The sequence below is a fragment of the Streptomyces flavotricini genome (genome assembly GCF_020639365.1).
Taxonomy (GTDB): domain Bacteria; phylum Actinomycetota; class Actinomycetes; order Streptomycetales; family Streptomycetaceae; genus Streptomyces; species Streptomyces flavotricini.
Genome location: NZ_JAINUL010000001.1, coordinates 6848629 through 6862081, shown reverse-complemented (window position 1 = coordinate 6862081; position 13453 = coordinate 6848629). Strand labels below are relative to the sequence as shown.

General features: G+C 74.2%; 12 protein-coding genes. 5 read left to right on the top strand and 7 right to left on the bottom strand.

The features are described 5' to 3' along the window. Nucleotides 1-40: 40 nt before the first annotated feature. The 3 genes from K7B10_RS31280 to K7B10_RS31270 are packed head-to-tail and all read left to right on the top strand — an operon-like array spanning nucleotide 41 to nucleotide 2841. Nucleotides 41-1552, top strand: coding sequence for a hypothetical protein (locus tag K7B10_RS31280; protein ID WP_229341316.1), 1512 nt, complete (start codon nucleotides 41-43; stop codon nucleotides 1550-1552). Nucleotides 1553-1557: 5 nt separating this feature from the next. Beyond that, a complete protein-coding gene (locus K7B10_RS31275) occupies nucleotides 1558-2139 on the top strand; it encodes a pyridoxamine 5'-phosphate oxidase family protein (RefSeq protein WP_229341314.1) in 582 nt (193 codons plus the stop codon). A 33-nt stretch (nucleotides 2140-2172) separates the two neighbouring features. After that, on the top strand, nucleotides 2173-2841 hold the full coding sequence (locus K7B10_RS31270; RefSeq protein WP_229345554.1) for a L,D-transpeptidase family protein: 669 nt from the start codon (nucleotides 2173-2175) through the stop codon (nucleotides 2839-2841). Between the two features lie 271 nt (nucleotides 2842-3112). Here the strand turns inward: K7B10_RS31270 and K7B10_RS31265 are convergent, their stop codons facing one another. Genes K7B10_RS31265 through argC form a run of 5 tightly spaced genes read right to left on the bottom strand, consistent with a single transcriptional unit; the run spans nucleotide 3113 to nucleotide 8024 of the window. Continuing rightward, nucleotides 3113-3676, bottom strand: a complete 564-nt coding sequence (locus tag K7B10_RS31265; protein WP_229341312.1) for an arginine repressor — start codon at nucleotides 3674-3676, stop codon at nucleotides 3113-3115. Between the two features lie 7 nt (nucleotides 3677-3683). Continuing rightward, complete coding sequence (locus K7B10_RS31260; protein ID WP_229341310.1) at nucleotides 3684-4883, bottom strand: acetylornithine transaminase; 1200 nt, start codon at nucleotides 4881-4883, stop codon at nucleotides 3684-3686. Continuing rightward, on the bottom strand, nucleotides 4880-5818 hold the full coding sequence (gene argB, locus K7B10_RS31255) for an acetylglutamate kinase (RefSeq protein ID WP_229341308.1): 939 nt from the start codon (nucleotides 5816-5818) through the stop codon (nucleotides 4880-4882). Before argB ends, K7B10_RS31260 begins: the two co-directional genes overlap by 4 nt. Then, nucleotides 5815-6987: a bifunctional glutamate N-acetyltransferase/amino-acid acetyltransferase ArgJ gene (gene argJ, locus K7B10_RS31250; RefSeq protein ID WP_229341306.1), complete on the bottom strand. Its 1173-nt coding sequence runs from the start codon at nucleotides 6985-6987 to the stop codon at nucleotides 5815-5817. Before argJ ends, argB begins: the two co-directional genes overlap by 4 nt. Further along, the gene (argC, locus tag K7B10_RS31245) at nucleotides 6984-8024 is read right to left on the bottom strand and encodes an N-acetyl-gamma-glutamyl-phosphate reductase (RefSeq protein WP_229341304.1); all 1041 of its coding nucleotides are present in this window, start codon (nucleotides 8022-8024) and stop codon (nucleotides 6984-6986) included. Before argC ends, argJ begins: the two co-directional genes overlap by 4 nt. Before the next feature lie 248 nt (nucleotides 8025-8272). On the opposite strand from argC, the gene K7B10_RS31240 reads away from it, so the two are divergent. Next, entirely contained in the window at nucleotides 8273-10171 is a 1899-nt protein-coding gene (locus K7B10_RS31240; protein WP_229341302.1) for an alkyl/aryl-sulfatase, read from the top strand. Nucleotides 10172-10180: 9 nt separating this feature from the next. Here the strand turns inward: K7B10_RS31240 and K7B10_RS31235 are convergent, their stop codons facing one another. After that, the gene (locus tag K7B10_RS31235) at nucleotides 10181-10939 is read right to left on the bottom strand and encodes an N-acetyltransferase (RefSeq protein ID WP_229341295.1); all 759 of its coding nucleotides are present in this window, start codon (nucleotides 10937-10939) and stop codon (nucleotides 10181-10183) included. 41 nt (nucleotides 10940-10980) lie between these two features. After that, entirely contained in the window at nucleotides 10981-12420 is a 1440-nt protein-coding gene (locus tag K7B10_RS31230; protein ID WP_229341293.1) for an aminotransferase-like domain-containing protein, read from the bottom strand. On the opposite strand from K7B10_RS31230, the gene K7B10_RS31225 reads away from it, so the two are divergent. Continuing rightward, nucleotides 12419-13429, top strand: a complete 1011-nt coding sequence (locus K7B10_RS31225) for a DMT family transporter (RefSeq protein WP_229341291.1) — start codon at nucleotides 12419-12421, stop codon at nucleotides 13427-13429. The two genes, K7B10_RS31230 and K7B10_RS31225, sit on opposite strands and share 2 nt — an antisense overlap. The last annotated feature ends 24 nt before the right edge of the window (nucleotides 13430-13453 follow it).

Here is a 13453-nt window from a genome sequence, read left to right as displayed (position 1 = left end):
AGGGCCTACGATCGGCGTCTGCACCACAGAGGGAGGGCACATGGGAGCCGACACGCAGCGCCAGGCCGAGGAGGGGCGGGCCGCGGCGGCGGAACTGCTGAACGGAGGACGTCTCGGGATCGGCGGCATCCGCCGACCCGTCCTTCCGGTCTCCTGGATCGCCTTCGACGCGGAGATCCGCCGCGGCCACTCCCCCTGGTTCCCCGGGCCCCGCGGCGCCGACCGCATCGAGGTGCGCCTGTGCCACCCCGACGGCCGGGTCCGCGAGGCCGCGCTGCGGGTGCCGAAGCCGCCGCTCCCGCTCGTCGCGATCCGCTGCGCCGACTGGGTTCCCGCCGTGCGCGAGCGCGCCCGGCAGGTGCTCGCCGAGGCACTGGCCGCACGCCCCGCGGACACCCTGGTCACCTTGATGCCGCTCGTGCTGCGGCTCGGCGAGCGCGACCAGGGCGCCTGGGCGCTGGAGCTGTTCGAGACCGCCCTGCGCGCGCCGGAGCCGGTGCTCGCCCCCTACTGGCGTCCGGCGCGCCCCGCGCGGTGGGGCCGTGCGGCGCGGCCCGCGCGCACGATGACCGGCGAGGAGCCCGACACCGTGCTCGGCTGGCTGCGGCGCAGCGGGGACCTGCCGACCCGGCGGTTCGCCACGCGCGTCACGCTCGGCTCCGGGCTGTTCGGCGTACGGGAGCTGGCCCGGCGGGCCGGGCAGGAGCGGGATCCCGCGACGGCCCGGCTGTGGGCGGACGCGGCGCTGGCCGCGCTGGCCGCCGACGGGCCCGACGACGAGGCGGTCGACCTCCTGCTGCGCGGGCACATGCCGATGGTCCGGGCCGGCGGGGTCACCGCGCTGCGCCGCGCCGGCCGCGGCGCCGAGGCGGCCGGCTTCCTGGCGGACCGCTCCGGGCTGGTACGGGCCTGCGCGCGCTGGCTGGTCAAGCAGGACGGCGGCGACCCGTACGTCCACTGCCGCGCCCTCGTCGAGGACCCGGCCGGCGTGAGCGCGCACGCCGTCACCGGCTTCGCCGAATGCGCCGCGCGGGCGGACGCACCGCTGCTGCGCGCGCTGCTGGACCACCCCGCGGGGGCGGTGCGGGCGGCGGCGGTCGCCGGGCTGCGCACGCTGGACACCACCGACGTGGACCTGCTGTGGCCGCTGCTCGACGACCCGTCGGCCGCGGTCGCCCGCGAGGCGTCCGTGAGCCTGGCCGGGGTCGCGGCCCGGCTGCCCGCCGACCGGCTGCTGGAGCGGATCGCGCCCGGCCGCCCCGCGCACACCCGCCGGGCCGCCTACCGGGTGCTGCACGCCCGCGGCGGCGTCCTCGGGCTGCGGGCCTCCGTGGAGCTGCTGACGGACGCGGACCCGGGGCTGCGGCGGGTCGCCGCGCAGCGCGTGCAGAGCCTGTGGTCCCCGTACCGGCCGCCCGCGCTGCCGCTGCGCGACCCGGAGGTCGGCGCCCTGCTGGACCGCTGCACCGGACTGTTCAGCGATCACGTCATGGGTCGGATGCGCTCACAGCTCGGAATTGGCCGCACCGGATCCGGGCCGATCGGATACTGATCCGTATGGGAAAGCTCTACGCACGCATAGACGGCCGGATCCGGACCTTCATCGAGGAGCAGCCGGTCTTCTTCACGGCCACCGCCCCGCTCGCCGGGGACGGCCACGTCAATCTGTCCCCCAAGGGCCGCGCGGGCACGCTCGTCGTCATCGACGAGCAGACCCTCGCCTACCTCGACTTCGGCGGCAGCGGCGCCGAGACCATCGCGCACGTCCGCGAGAACGGCCGGATCACGCTGATGTGGTGCGCGTTCAGCGGGCCGCCCAACATCGTGCGGATCCACGGCGAGGGCGAGGCCGTGTTCCGCGACGACCCCCGCTGGGGTGAGCTGATCGGCCTGTTCGGGGCGGCCGACGGGCCCTCGGCGCGGGCGGTCATCGTGGTGCGCGCCCGCCGGATCGCCGATGTGTGCGGGTACGCCGTCCCGTTCATGGAGTACCAGGGCGAGCGCACCCTCCACGCGGAGTACTTCGGCCGCAAGAGCGACGAGGAGTTCAGCGCGTACTGCGAGAAGAAGGAGTTCATCGGATCGAGCCTCGACGGCCTGCCTGCGCTGCCGCTGCCCCTTCCGCCCCGTACCGTCTGACATGTGCTGCGTACCGCTCTCGCCACCGGCTCACTGATCGTCACCAGCCTGCTCGCGCAGGGCCCGTACGGGCCCGCGCCGCTGCCCGCACGCCTCGCCGACACCGGCGGCGGCAGCCAGCTCATCACCGCCGTCGCGCCCGCCCCCGGATCCACCACGGGGCGGCTGACCTGGTGGGACCGCCGGGCGGGGCGCTGGTACGAGGCCGGCGGCGCCGAGGCGCGCTTCGGTGCGAACGGGCTGACCGAGGGCGCGAGCCGCACCCAGGGCACGAACACGACGCCGACGGGCCTGTTCGAGCTCCCCTACGCCTTCGGGATCCGCCGCGCACCCGCCGGGACGGAGTTCCGCTACCGGCGGGTGACCCCCGATTCCTGGTGGTGCCAGGACAACGCGTCGGCCGCGTACAACCGGTGGACCGAGCCGCTGCCCGCGGACTGCGCGCCCGGCGAGGCGGAGCACCTGGTCACGTACGAGAAGCAGTACGCGCACGCTCTGGTGATCGGCTTCAACTACGAGCAGCCGGTGCACGGCCGGGGCGCGGGCATCTTCCTGCACGTCAACGGCAAGGGGGCGACGGCCGGTTGCGTGTCCGTGCCGGAGCGGGCGATGCGCGCGATCCTGCGCTGGGCCGACCCGCGCCGCCGCCCGCACATCGTCATCGGGACCGGGGAGGGACCGCTCGCCGTCACCCGGTACTGAGGTGCCCGCCGGTCTCGGCCCGGGTCCGGCGGCGGCGCGGGCGGCCCCAGGACGACGGCCCACCGGTCGAGGGCACGGCGGTGCCGCACCGCCGCGCGGCCGCGGATCACGCCGACCAGCCCGTACAGCCCCGCTGTGACGGGCACGGCGACACTGGCGAGGGTGTAGGCATGCACACGCCGACCCTAGGACGGCCGGCAGCGGCCGGCACAGCGGATATCCGCCCCGCCGCACGGGAGCTGACGGTCCGTGGGGCCGGCCCCCGGGGCGGTCAGCCCTCCTTCTGGGCCAGCCTCAGCAGGTGGTCCGCGAGGGCCTGGCCGCCCGAGGGGTCACGGCTGATCAGCATCAGCGTGTCGTCTCCGGCGATCGTGCCGAGGATCTCGCGGAGTTCGGCCTGGTCGATCGCGGAGGCGAGGAACTGGGCCGCGCCCGGCGGGGTGCGCAGGACGACGAGGTTCGCGGAGGCCTCCGCCGAGATCAGCAGCTCCCCGGAGAGGCGCCGCATGCGCTCCTCCTTCGCCGACTCGCCGAGCGGTGCCTGCGGGGTGCGGAAGCCGCCCTCGCTGGGCACCGCGTAGATCAGCTCGCCGCCGGTGTTGCGGATCTTCACCGCGCCCAGCTCGTCGAGGTCGCGGGAGAGCGTCGCCTGGGTGACGCTCAGCCCGTCGTCGGCGAGCAGCTTGGCCAGCTGGCTCTGCGAGCGGACCGGCTGCCGGTTGAGGATGTCCACGATCCGGCGGTGGCGGGCGGTGCGGGTCTGCGGAACGGACGGCCCGCCCCCGGACTCGGTCCGGGCGGAGCCCCACTCCTCGTGGTCCTGCGCGTGGCTCATCGTCGTCTCATTCCCCGGTGCGTCCGTCCCCGTTGGCTGTGTCGAGGATGCCGGGCAGGGCCCGGACGAACGCGTCCGCCTCGGCCTCGGAGAGTACGTACGGGGGCATGAGCCGTACGACGTCGGGGGCGGGCGCGTTGACCAGGAAGCCGGCATCTTGGGCCGCCTGCTGCACCTGCGGTGCGAGCGGCCCGGTCAGCACGATACCCAGGAGAAGGCCCTCACCACGGACATGGGAGACCAGCGGGTGCCCGGAGGCCTCGATTCCGGAGCGCAGCCGCTCCCCGCGCGCCTTGACCTGATCGAGCAGGCCCTCGGCGGCGATGGTGTCGACGACGGCGAGCCCGGCGGCGCACGCGACGGGGTTCCCGCCGAAGGTCGTGCCGTGCTGGCCGGGCTGGAGCAGTTCCGCGGCCGGCCCGAAAGCGGCCACCGCACCGATCGGCAGTCCGCCTCCCAGACCCTTCGCGAGCGTGACGAGATCGGGCTCGACACCCTCGTGGGCCTGGTGCTCGAACCAGTGGCCGCAGCGCCCGACCCCGGTCTGCACCTCGTCGAGGACGAGCAGGGTGCCGGTGGCCCGGGTGATCTCCCGGGCGGCCGTCAGATATCCGGCCGGGGGGACGACGACGCCGTTCTCGCCCTGGATCGGCTCGATGACCACGAGGGCCGTCTCCTCGGTGACGGCGGCCCGCAGGGCCTCCACATCGCCGTACGGTACGTGCGTGACCTCGCCGGGCAGCGGCAGGAACGGGGCCCGCTTCTTGGGCTGGCCCGTGAGCGCGAGGGCGCCCATCGTCCGGCCGTGGAAGCCGCCGTCGGTGGCGACCATGTGGGTCCGCCCCGTCAGCCGGCCGATCTTGAAGGCGGCCTCGACGGCCTCGGCTCCGGAGTTGCAGAAGAAAACCCGGCCGGGGCGTCCGAAGAGCTGGAGCAGCCGCTCGCCGAGCGCGAGGACCGGCTCGGATGCGTAGAGGTTGGAGACGTGGCCGAGGGTGGAGATCTGCGCGGTCACGGCCTCGACGATCGCCGGGTGGGCGTGGCCGAGGGCGTTGACCGCGATGCCGCCGACGAAGTCGGTGTACTGCTTGCCGTCCGCGTCCCAGACCTGGGCGCCTTCGCCGCGTACGAGGGCCAGCGCCGGGGTGCCGTAGTTGTTGGTCAGCGCACCCTGCCAGCGGGCAGCGAACTCCTGGTTGCCGGTCACGCGGGTTCCCCTCCCTGTGCGTCGGGCACGACCATCGTGCCGATTCCCTCGTCGGTGAAGATCTCCAGCAGGATCGAGTGCGGCACCCGTCCGTCGATCACGCGGGCCGTGCTCACCCCGCCCCGTACGGCGTGCAGGCAGCCCTCCATCTTGGGCACCATGCCGCTCGACAGCTCGGGCAGCAGCTTCTCCAGCTCGCTGACGGTGAGCCGGCTGATGACCTCGTCGCTGCTGGGCCAGTCCGCGTAGAGGCCCTCGACGTCGGTGAGCACCATCAGCGTCTCGGCGCCCAGCGCGGCGGCGAGCGCCGCGGCCGCCGTGTCGGCGTTCACGTTGTACACGTGGTGGTCTTCGGCGCTGCGCGCGATGGAGGAGATGACCGGGATCCGGCCGTCCGCCAGGAGCGCCTCGATGGCGCCGGTGTCGATGGCGGTGATCTCGCCGACCCGGCCGATGTCGACGAGCTCGCCGTCGATCTCCGGGGTGTGCCGGGTGGCGGTGATGGTGTGGGCGTCCTCGCCGGTCATGCCGACGGCGAGCGGCCCGTGCTGGTTGAGCAGCCCGACCAGCTCACGCTGGACCTGGCCCGCCAGGACCATCCGCACGACGTCCATGGCCTCGGGGGTCGTGACGCGCAGGCCCGCCTTGAACTCGCTGACCAGGCCGTGCTTGTCGAGCTGGGCGTTGATCTGGGGGCCGCCGCCGTGCACCACGACCGGCTTGAGGCCGGCCTGGCGCAGGAAGACCACGTCCTGGGCGAAGGCGGCCTTCAGGTCCTCGTCGATCATGGCGTTGCCGCCGAACTTGATGACGACGACCTTGCCGTTGTGGCGGGTGAGCCAGGGCAGGGCCTCGATGAGGATCTGCGCCTTGGGCAGCGCGGTGTGCTTGCGTGCGGTTCCGGTGCCGGGCTGGCCGGCCTTCTCGTCGCTCATGAGCTGTAGGCGCTGTTCTCGTGGACGTACTCGGCGGTCAGGTCGTTGGCCCAGATCACGGCGGACTCGGAGCCGGTGGCCAGGTCGGCGGTGATGCGGACCTCGCGGTCCTTCATGGAGACCAGGTCGCGGTCCTCGCCGACCGAGCCGTTCTTGCAGACCCAGACGCCGTTGATGGCCACGTTCAGCCGGTCCGGGTCGAAGGCGGCACGGGTGGTGCCGATGGCGGAGAGCACCCGGCCCCAGTTGGGGTCCTCGCCGTGGATGGCGCACTTGAGCAGGTTGTTGCGGGCGATGGACCGGCCGACCTCGACCGCGTCCCCCTCGGTGAGCGCGCCGACGACCTCGATGCGGATGTCCTTGCTGGCACCCTCGGCATCGCCGATCAGCTGGCGGGCGAGGTCGTCGCAGACGGTCCGGACGGCCTCCGCGAAGGCCTCGTACGCCGGCACCCGGCCGGAGGCCCCGGAAGCCAGCAGCAGCACCGTGTCGTTGGTGGACATGCAGCCGTCGGAGTCGACCCGGTCGAAGGTGGTGCGGGTGGCGGAGCGCAGCGCCATGTCGAGGGTGGCGCCGTCCACGTCGGCGTCGGTGGTGAGGACGACGAGCATGGTGGCGAGGCCGGGGGCGAGCATGCCCGCGCCCTTGGCCATGCCGCCGACGGTCCAGCCGTCCTGCGTGACGACGGCCGTCTTGTGCACGGTGTCGGTGGTCTTGATGGCGATGGCGGCGTCCTCGCCGCCGTCGGCGGAGAGGGCGGCGACGGCGGTGTCGATGCCGGGCAGCAGCTTGTCCATGGGGAGCAGGACGCCGATCAGGCCGGTGGAGGCGACGGCGATCTCGCCGGCGTTGTGTTCGCCGCCCGGGCCGTGCTCATTGAGGCTGGCGGCGGCCTTCTCGGCGGTGGCGTGGGTGTCCTGGAAGCCCTTGGGCCCGGTGCAGGCGTTGGCGCCGCCGGAGTTGAGGACGACCGCGCTGATGACGGACCCGCGCAGGACCTGCTCGGACCAGAGCACGGGCGCGGCCTTGACGCGGTTGGAGGTGAAGACGCCCGCCGCGGCCAGGCGCGGACCGTTGTTGACCACGAGGGCCAGGTCCGGGTTGCCGTTCGCCTTGATCCCGGCCGCGATGCCGGCGGCCGTGAATCCCTGTGCTGCCGTAACGGTCACGGCGCGACTCCGATCGTGGAAAGCCCGAGCTCTTCTGCGAACCCGAGGGCGATGTTCATGCTCTGCACCGCGCCACCGGCGGTGCCCTTGGTCAGGTTGTCGATGGCGCTGATCGCGATGATCCGCTGCGCGGACGCGTCGTACGCGACCTGGATCTGGACGGCGTTGGAACCGTGGACCGACGAGGTCGCCGGCCACTGCCCCTCGGGCAGCAGGTGCACGAAGGGCTCGTCCGCGTACGCCTTCTCGTACGCGGCGCGCACCGCGTCGGCGGTGGTGCCGGGGAGGGCTTTGGCGGAGCAGGTGGCCAGGATGCCGCGCGACATCGGCACGAGGGTCGGCGTGAAGGAGACGGAGACCTTCCGCCCGGCGATCGGGCTGAGGTTCTGCACCATCTCGGGGGTGTGCCGGTGCCCGCCGCCCACCCCGTACGGGCTGACGGAGCCCATGACCTCGGAGCCGAGCAGGTGCGGCTTGAGCGCCTTGCCGGCGCCGGAGGTGCCGGTGGCGGCGACGATCACGGCCTCCGGCTCGGCCAGCTGCGCGGCGTACGCCGGGAACAGGGCGAGGGTGACGGCGGTGGGGAAGCACCCGGGAACCGCGATGCGCTTGGACCCCTCCAGCGCGGCGCGGCCACCGGGCAGCTCGGGGAGCCCGTAGGGCCAGGTGCCGGCGTGCGGGGCCCCGTAGAAGGCGTCCCAGTCGGCGGAGTCCTTGAGCCGGTGGTCCGCGCCCATGTCGACGACGAGGACATCCGGGCCGAGCTCCGCGGCGACGGCTGCGGACTGCCCGTGGGGCAGCGCCAGGAAGACGACGTCATGCCGACGGCCCCGGCCGGCGAGGACCTCGGGCGTGGTCGCCTCCAGGGTGCGGCCGGCGAGCGGCACCAGGTGCGGCTGGAGGCTGCCGAAGAGCTGTCCGGCGTTGGAGTTGCCGGTCAGGGCGCCGATCTCCACCTCGGGGTGGGAGAGCAGCAGGCGCAGGACTTCTCCGCCCGCGTACCCGCTCGCTCCGGCCACCGCTACACGTACCACCATCGGACCCTCCTCCTCGATGGCATGACTATACGTACTGCCGCAGTTTTATGCAAAGGCCTGCAGTGATCACTCTGCGGGCCGCGGCAGCGCACGGGAGGATGACGGTGGGTTCCCCGACACCGATTGGGAGGCTTCACGATGAGGCAGCACGTTCGGATGGCCGTCCTGGCGCCGCCGGCGGTCTCCCCCCTGCTCCTCGGACCGGCCGCCGCGGCCCGCGCCGCGGCCCTCTGCGGTGGCGGCGCGCAATGACAGCCGCCCCCGGGGACGCCGAAGCCGTCGTCGCGGAGGCCAACGGCGCCGCGGCGCGGGCACCGGAGTTCGCGGACACCCGTGATCTCGAGAACGAACGCCGCGGATTCCTGGGCACCGTCGACGAGGCCGGGATCCGGGACGCGGACGGCCGCGTGGTGTGGGACCTGGACGCCTACGGGTTCCTCGACGGGGACTGCCCGCCCACCGCCCATCCGGGCCTGTGGCGCCAGAGCAGGCTGGTCAGGGGGCACGGACTGTTCGAGGTGGTCCCCGGGATCCACCAGGTGCGCGGCTTCGACCTGTCCAACATGACCGTGGTCGAGGGCGAGCGCGGCATCCTCGTCATCGACCCTCTGATCTCAGCGGAGACCGCCGCCGCCGCGCTCGCGCTGTACCGCCGCCACCGCGGCGAGCGACCCGTCACCGGTGTCCTCTACACCCACAGCCACGCCGACCACTTCGGCGGCGTCAAGGGGATCGTCAGCGTCGAGGAGGTCGCGGCCGGGGTGCCGGTGCTCGCCCCGGAGGGGTTCCTGGAGCACGCCGTCAGCGAGAACGTCTACGCCGGCACCGCCATGAGCCGCCGCGCCACGTACATGTACGGCGCCGCCCTGCCCAAGGGCCCCCGCGGGCAGATCGGCTCGGGGCTGGGCCCCACGACGTCCACGGGCACGGTCACCCTCATCCCGCCGACCCTCACCATCGCCCGCACCGGGCAGAGCGAGACCGTCGACGGGATCCGCATGGTGTTCCAGATGACCCCGGGCACCGAGGCCCCGGCCGAACTCAACATCCACTTCCCCGACCACGCGGCCCTGTGCACCGCCGAGAACGCCACCCACACCCTGCACAACCTGCTCACGCTGCGCGGCGCGCAGGTCCGCGACCCGCACGGCTGGGCCCGGTACCTGACCGAGACCATCCAGCTCTTCGGCGCCGCCACCGACGTCGTGTTCGCCTCGCACCACTGGCCGGTCTGGGGCCGCGAGGACGCCCTCGCCTTCCTCTCCGAGCAGCGCGACCTGTACGCCTACCTCCACGACCAGACGCTGCGCATGATCAACCAGGGGCTCACCGGGCCGGAGATCGCCGAGGAGATGCGGCTGCCGCCCGCTCTGGAACGGGCCTGGCACACCCACGGCTACTACGGCTCCGTCAGCCACAACGCCAAGGCCGTCTACCAGCGGTACATGGGCTGGTTCGACGGCAACCCGGCCCGCCTGTGGGCCCACCCGCCCACCGAGGCCGCCACCCGCTACGTCGACTTCATGGGCGGCGCCGACGAGGTACTGCGCCGTGCCCGCCAGTCCTACGCGCAGGGTGATTTCCGCTGGGTGGCGGAGGTCGTCGGCCACGTCCTGTTCGCCGACCCCGACGACTCCGAGGCCCGCGCCCTGCAGGCGGACGCCCTGGAGCAGCTCGGCTACGGCAGCGAGAACGGCACCTGGCGCAACTTCTTCCTCACCGGCGCCCACGAACTGCGCCACGGCCCGGTCGGCACCTCCGCCTCCACCGCCTCCGAGGACCTGATCAACACCCTGACGCTCGACCAGCTCTTCGACTCCCTGGCGATCCGCGTCGACGGCCCGGGCAGCTGGGACGCGGACGTCACCGTCCGCTGGCGGTTCACCGACGGCCGTGATCCCAGCACCCTGCGCCTGAGGAACGGCGTGCTCACGCACGTCCGGGGGCTGGGCCCCGCCGCCGGCGAGCCGGACGTGGAGATCACCCTGGACGAGCCGGCCCTGCGCGCCCTCCTGCTCGGCCGGACCGCGCTCGCGGACCTGGTCGACCGGGGCCGGGCCGAGGTCTCGGGCGATCCGGCCCGGCTCGCCGAGCTGACCGCCCACCTCACCGGGCCCGACCCCGACTTCGCGATCGTCACGCCCTGAGGAGAACCCCTACGCCGGGCCGGCCAGCACGTGGCGGACCCAGACGTTCGGCTCCACGTACGCCGCGTAGCCCTGTTCGGCCTCGCAGCGGACCGGGGCCAGCGCCCCCGGCACCCGCACCGGCCCCGTCGTGTCGAAGGGCAGCCCGGTCCACTCCCGCCACTCGGCGAGCGAGCCGGTGATGGTCATCGACAGCGGGGCCACGGAGTCGATCACCGCCCCCGCGCGGACGTGGACCCGCAGCCACGGGTCGTACGGCAGGCCGTCCTCGCGCGTGCGGTACGCGTACTCCTCGATCAGGGTGTCCGGCTCGGCCGGCTTCCCGCTGGGCCGGACGGGGGCCACCACCTCGGCGAAGCCCCGGGCGCGAGCGTTGTCCCGCATCGCGGCCAGCATCCGGCCGGACAGCCCCTCGCCGAGCCGGTCGGTGGCGACGGTGATCTCGATGGCGCTCACCGTGTCGGGGGCCACCCCGCGCCGCAGATCGGAGAAGGCCCACATGAGGACCTGGTCCCAGCCCCGCGCGGGCAGCACCCCGTCCCGGCCGGGCGCGTGCTGCGCGAAGGGCACGCTGAAGCCGCGGGCGACCACGGCGTCCCCGTCGGTGGCGACCAGGACGTAGTCGGCCAGCTCCTTGACCATCCTCGGGTAGAGGAGCCAGGCGATCGAGTCGTGCTGGGCGAACTCCGGCCAGGTGTCCTTCATGTCCCAGAGCCGCCCGGCCAGTTCGGGTCGCTGCGCAAGGGTGGTGATCTTGATTCCGTCCATGGCCGCAGGTTAGAGCGGTGGAACGGCGCAGCTCCAGCGATTTAGGCCGGCGCCCGGAGCGAGCGCAGCCGCCGTACGGCCTCGCCCAGTTCCGCCGCGCCCGAGACCCCGGCGAAGCTGAGCCGTACGTACGGACCCGGCGGCTCCGCGCAGAAGTACGGGCGGCCGGCGGCGACCGCGACCCCGGCGCGCAGGGCCGCCGCCGCGAACGCCGCGTCGTCGTCACCCTCGGCCATCCGCGCCCACAACTGGTAGCCGCCCGAGGGCAGATGCGGCAGGGTCAGCCCGGGCAGCTCCCGGCGCAGCGCCCCTGCGAGCAGATCCCGCCGGTGACGCAGCTCGGCGGCGACGGACCTCAGGTGGCGGGGCCAGGCGGGCGCGCCGACCAGCTCAAGGGCGGCCTCCTGGAGCGGCCGGGACACGAAGAAGGAGTCCACGATCTGGATGGCCCGTAGCCGGTCCAGCACCGGGCCCCGGGCGGCGAGCGCACCGACCCGCAGGCTGGGCGAGGTGGCCTTGGTCAGGGACCGGACGTGGACGACCACCCCGTCGTGGTCCTCGGCGGCCAGCGTCGGGGGCAGCGGACCGGCGTCGTCGTGGCCCAGCGCCCGGGCGTAGTCGTCCTCCACCACGAAGGCCCCGGCGGCCCGCGCGATCCGCAGCACCTCGGCCCGCCGCCCGGGAGCCAGCACGGCACCGGTCGGGTTCTGGAACAGCGGCTGGCATACGAACACGCGCGCGCCGGTCGCTTCGAAGGCGGCGGCCAGCAGCTCCGGCCGGACCCCCTCGGCATCCACCGGGACGGGCACCGGCCGGCATCCGGAGGCCCGGGCGATGGCCAGCAGCCCGGGGTAGGTCGGGGACTCCACGAGGATCGGCGCCCCGGGCGGGGCCAGCGCCCGCAGGGCGGTGGTGAGCGCGCTCTGGCCGCCCGCGGTGACGAGCACATCGGCGGCTCCGACGGCCCCGGCCGCCCCGCCGATCTCCCGGGCGAACCAGTCGCGCAGCTCGGGCAGTCCCTCCATGGGCGGCCGCTCCCAGGCCCCGGGGCGCCGGCCGGCCCGGGCCAGCGCCGCCGCCATGGCCCGCTCGGGCTGGATGGAGGGGTGCAGGTAGCCGCTGTTGAGACCGATCACCCCGGAGGGCGGCGCGGCCAGGCAGGCCAGCACCCCGGAGGCGTCCACCGAACGCGGGACCACCTCGCCGGCGCCCTCCGCGCTCAGGGCGACCTCCTGCCACGAGGTGTCCCCGGGCACGGGCTCCGCGGTACGCGGCAGGGCCCGGAACACCCCGGCGCCGGGCCGGGTGACGACCAGTCCCTCGGCGGCCAGCTGCGCGAGGGCGCGGGAGACGGTGACGGGGCTGACCCGGTGGCGCTCCACGAGGGCCCGGCTCGACGGGAGCTTTCCACCTACCGAGTAGCGGTCCAGCTCGGATCGCAGGGAATCCGCCAACTCCGCCACACTGCTACGCTCATACATGACAGCACAGAATAGCGCTACTCCTCACTCGGCGATAGCGGTGGAGCGCCCCGCGCACCGGTCCGGGCCTGACGGGCTCGGCGGGCGCGGTGGTCCAGGCGGACCCGGCCGACCCGGCGGGCGCGGTGGTCCCGACGGACGCGGTCGTCTCGCGGGACGCGTCACCGGAGGCACCGCCCTCGCCGCACTCGGCGTCATCGCCTTCTCCCTGACCTTCCCCGCCACCGCCTGGGGCCTGGAGAGCTTCGGCCCCTGGTCCTTCGTCGCCGTGCGCAGCCTCCTGGCCGCGCTCATCGCGGGGGCCTTCCTGCTGGCCGGTCGGGTGCCGCTGCCCGCACGGGCGCACTGGGCGGGCCTCTCCGTGGTCGCCGCCGGAGTCGTCGTCGGCTTCCCGCTGCTGACCACCCTGGCGCTGACCACCTCCACCACCTCGCACGCCGCCGTCGTGGTCGGCCTGCTCCCGCTCACCACGGCCGCCGTGTCCGCGCTGTGGACCGGCGCCCGCCCATCGCGCCGGTTCTGGGGCGCGGCCGTGACCGGAGCCGCCGTCGTGCTCGGCTTCACCGTGGCCCAGAGCGGCGGCGCCCTCTCGGCCGGGGACGGCTACCTCTTCGGGGCCCTGCTGGTGTGCGCGGCCGGGTACACCGAGGGCGGACGCCTGGCCCGGGTCCTGCCCGGCTGGCAGGTCATCGGCTGGGCGCTGGTGCTGTGCCTGCCGCTCAGCCTGGCCGGCTCCGCGCTGGGGCTCGCGTACGAGCCGGTGCACCTGACGGGTCACGGACTGGCCGGCCTCCTCTGGGCGGCGGCCGGCTCCACCTTCCTCGGCCTGTACGTCTGGTACCGCGGGATGGCGGAGATCGGCGCCCCGCGGGCCAGCCAGCTCCAGCTCGCCCAGCCGCTGCTGACCCTGGTCTGGTCGGTGGCGCTGCTGGGCGAGCACCTCTCCCCCGCCGCCCCGGCCGCCGCCTGCGCGGTCCTGGTCTGCATCGCCGTGACCCAGCGGGCCTAATGCGCACGAACCGCCGTAAACTGC

Bases quoted from the DNA above. Each gene is read 5' to 3' on its own strand.
- K7B10_RS31235 (WP_229341295.1), bottom strand. From the start codon at position 10,939: ATGGACGGAATCAAGATCACCACCCTTGCGCAGCGACCCGAACTGGCC.
- K7B10_RS31275 (WP_229341314.1), top strand. From the start codon at position 1,558: ATGGGAAAGCTCTACGCACGCATAGACGGCCGGATCCGGACCTTCATC.
- K7B10_RS31240 (WP_229341302.1), top strand. From the start codon at position 8,273: ATGACAGCCGCCCCCGGGGACGCCGAAGCCGTCGTCGCGGAGGCCAAC.
- K7B10_RS31230 (WP_229341293.1), bottom strand. From the start codon at position 12,420: ATGTATGAGCGTAGCAGTGTGGCGGAGTTGGCGGATTCCCTGCGATCC.
- K7B10_RS31225 (WP_229341291.1), top strand. From the start codon at position 12,419: ATGACAGCACAGAATAGCGCTACTCCTCACTCGGCGATAGCGGTGGAG.
- K7B10_RS31280 (WP_229341316.1), top strand. From the start codon at position 41: ATGGGAGCCGACACGCAGCGCCAGGCCGAGGAGGGGCGGGCCGCGGCG.
- argC (WP_229341304.1), bottom strand. From the start codon at position 8,024: ATGGTGGTACGTGTAGCGGTGGCCGGAGCGAGCGGGTACGCGGGCGGA.
- argB (WP_229341308.1), bottom strand. From the start codon at position 5,818: ATGAGCGACGAGAAGGCCGGCCAGCCCGGCACCGGAACCGCACGCAAG.
- K7B10_RS31265 (WP_229341312.1), bottom strand. From the start codon at position 3,676: ATGAGCCACGCGCAGGACCACGAGGAGTGGGGCTCCGCCCGGACCGAG.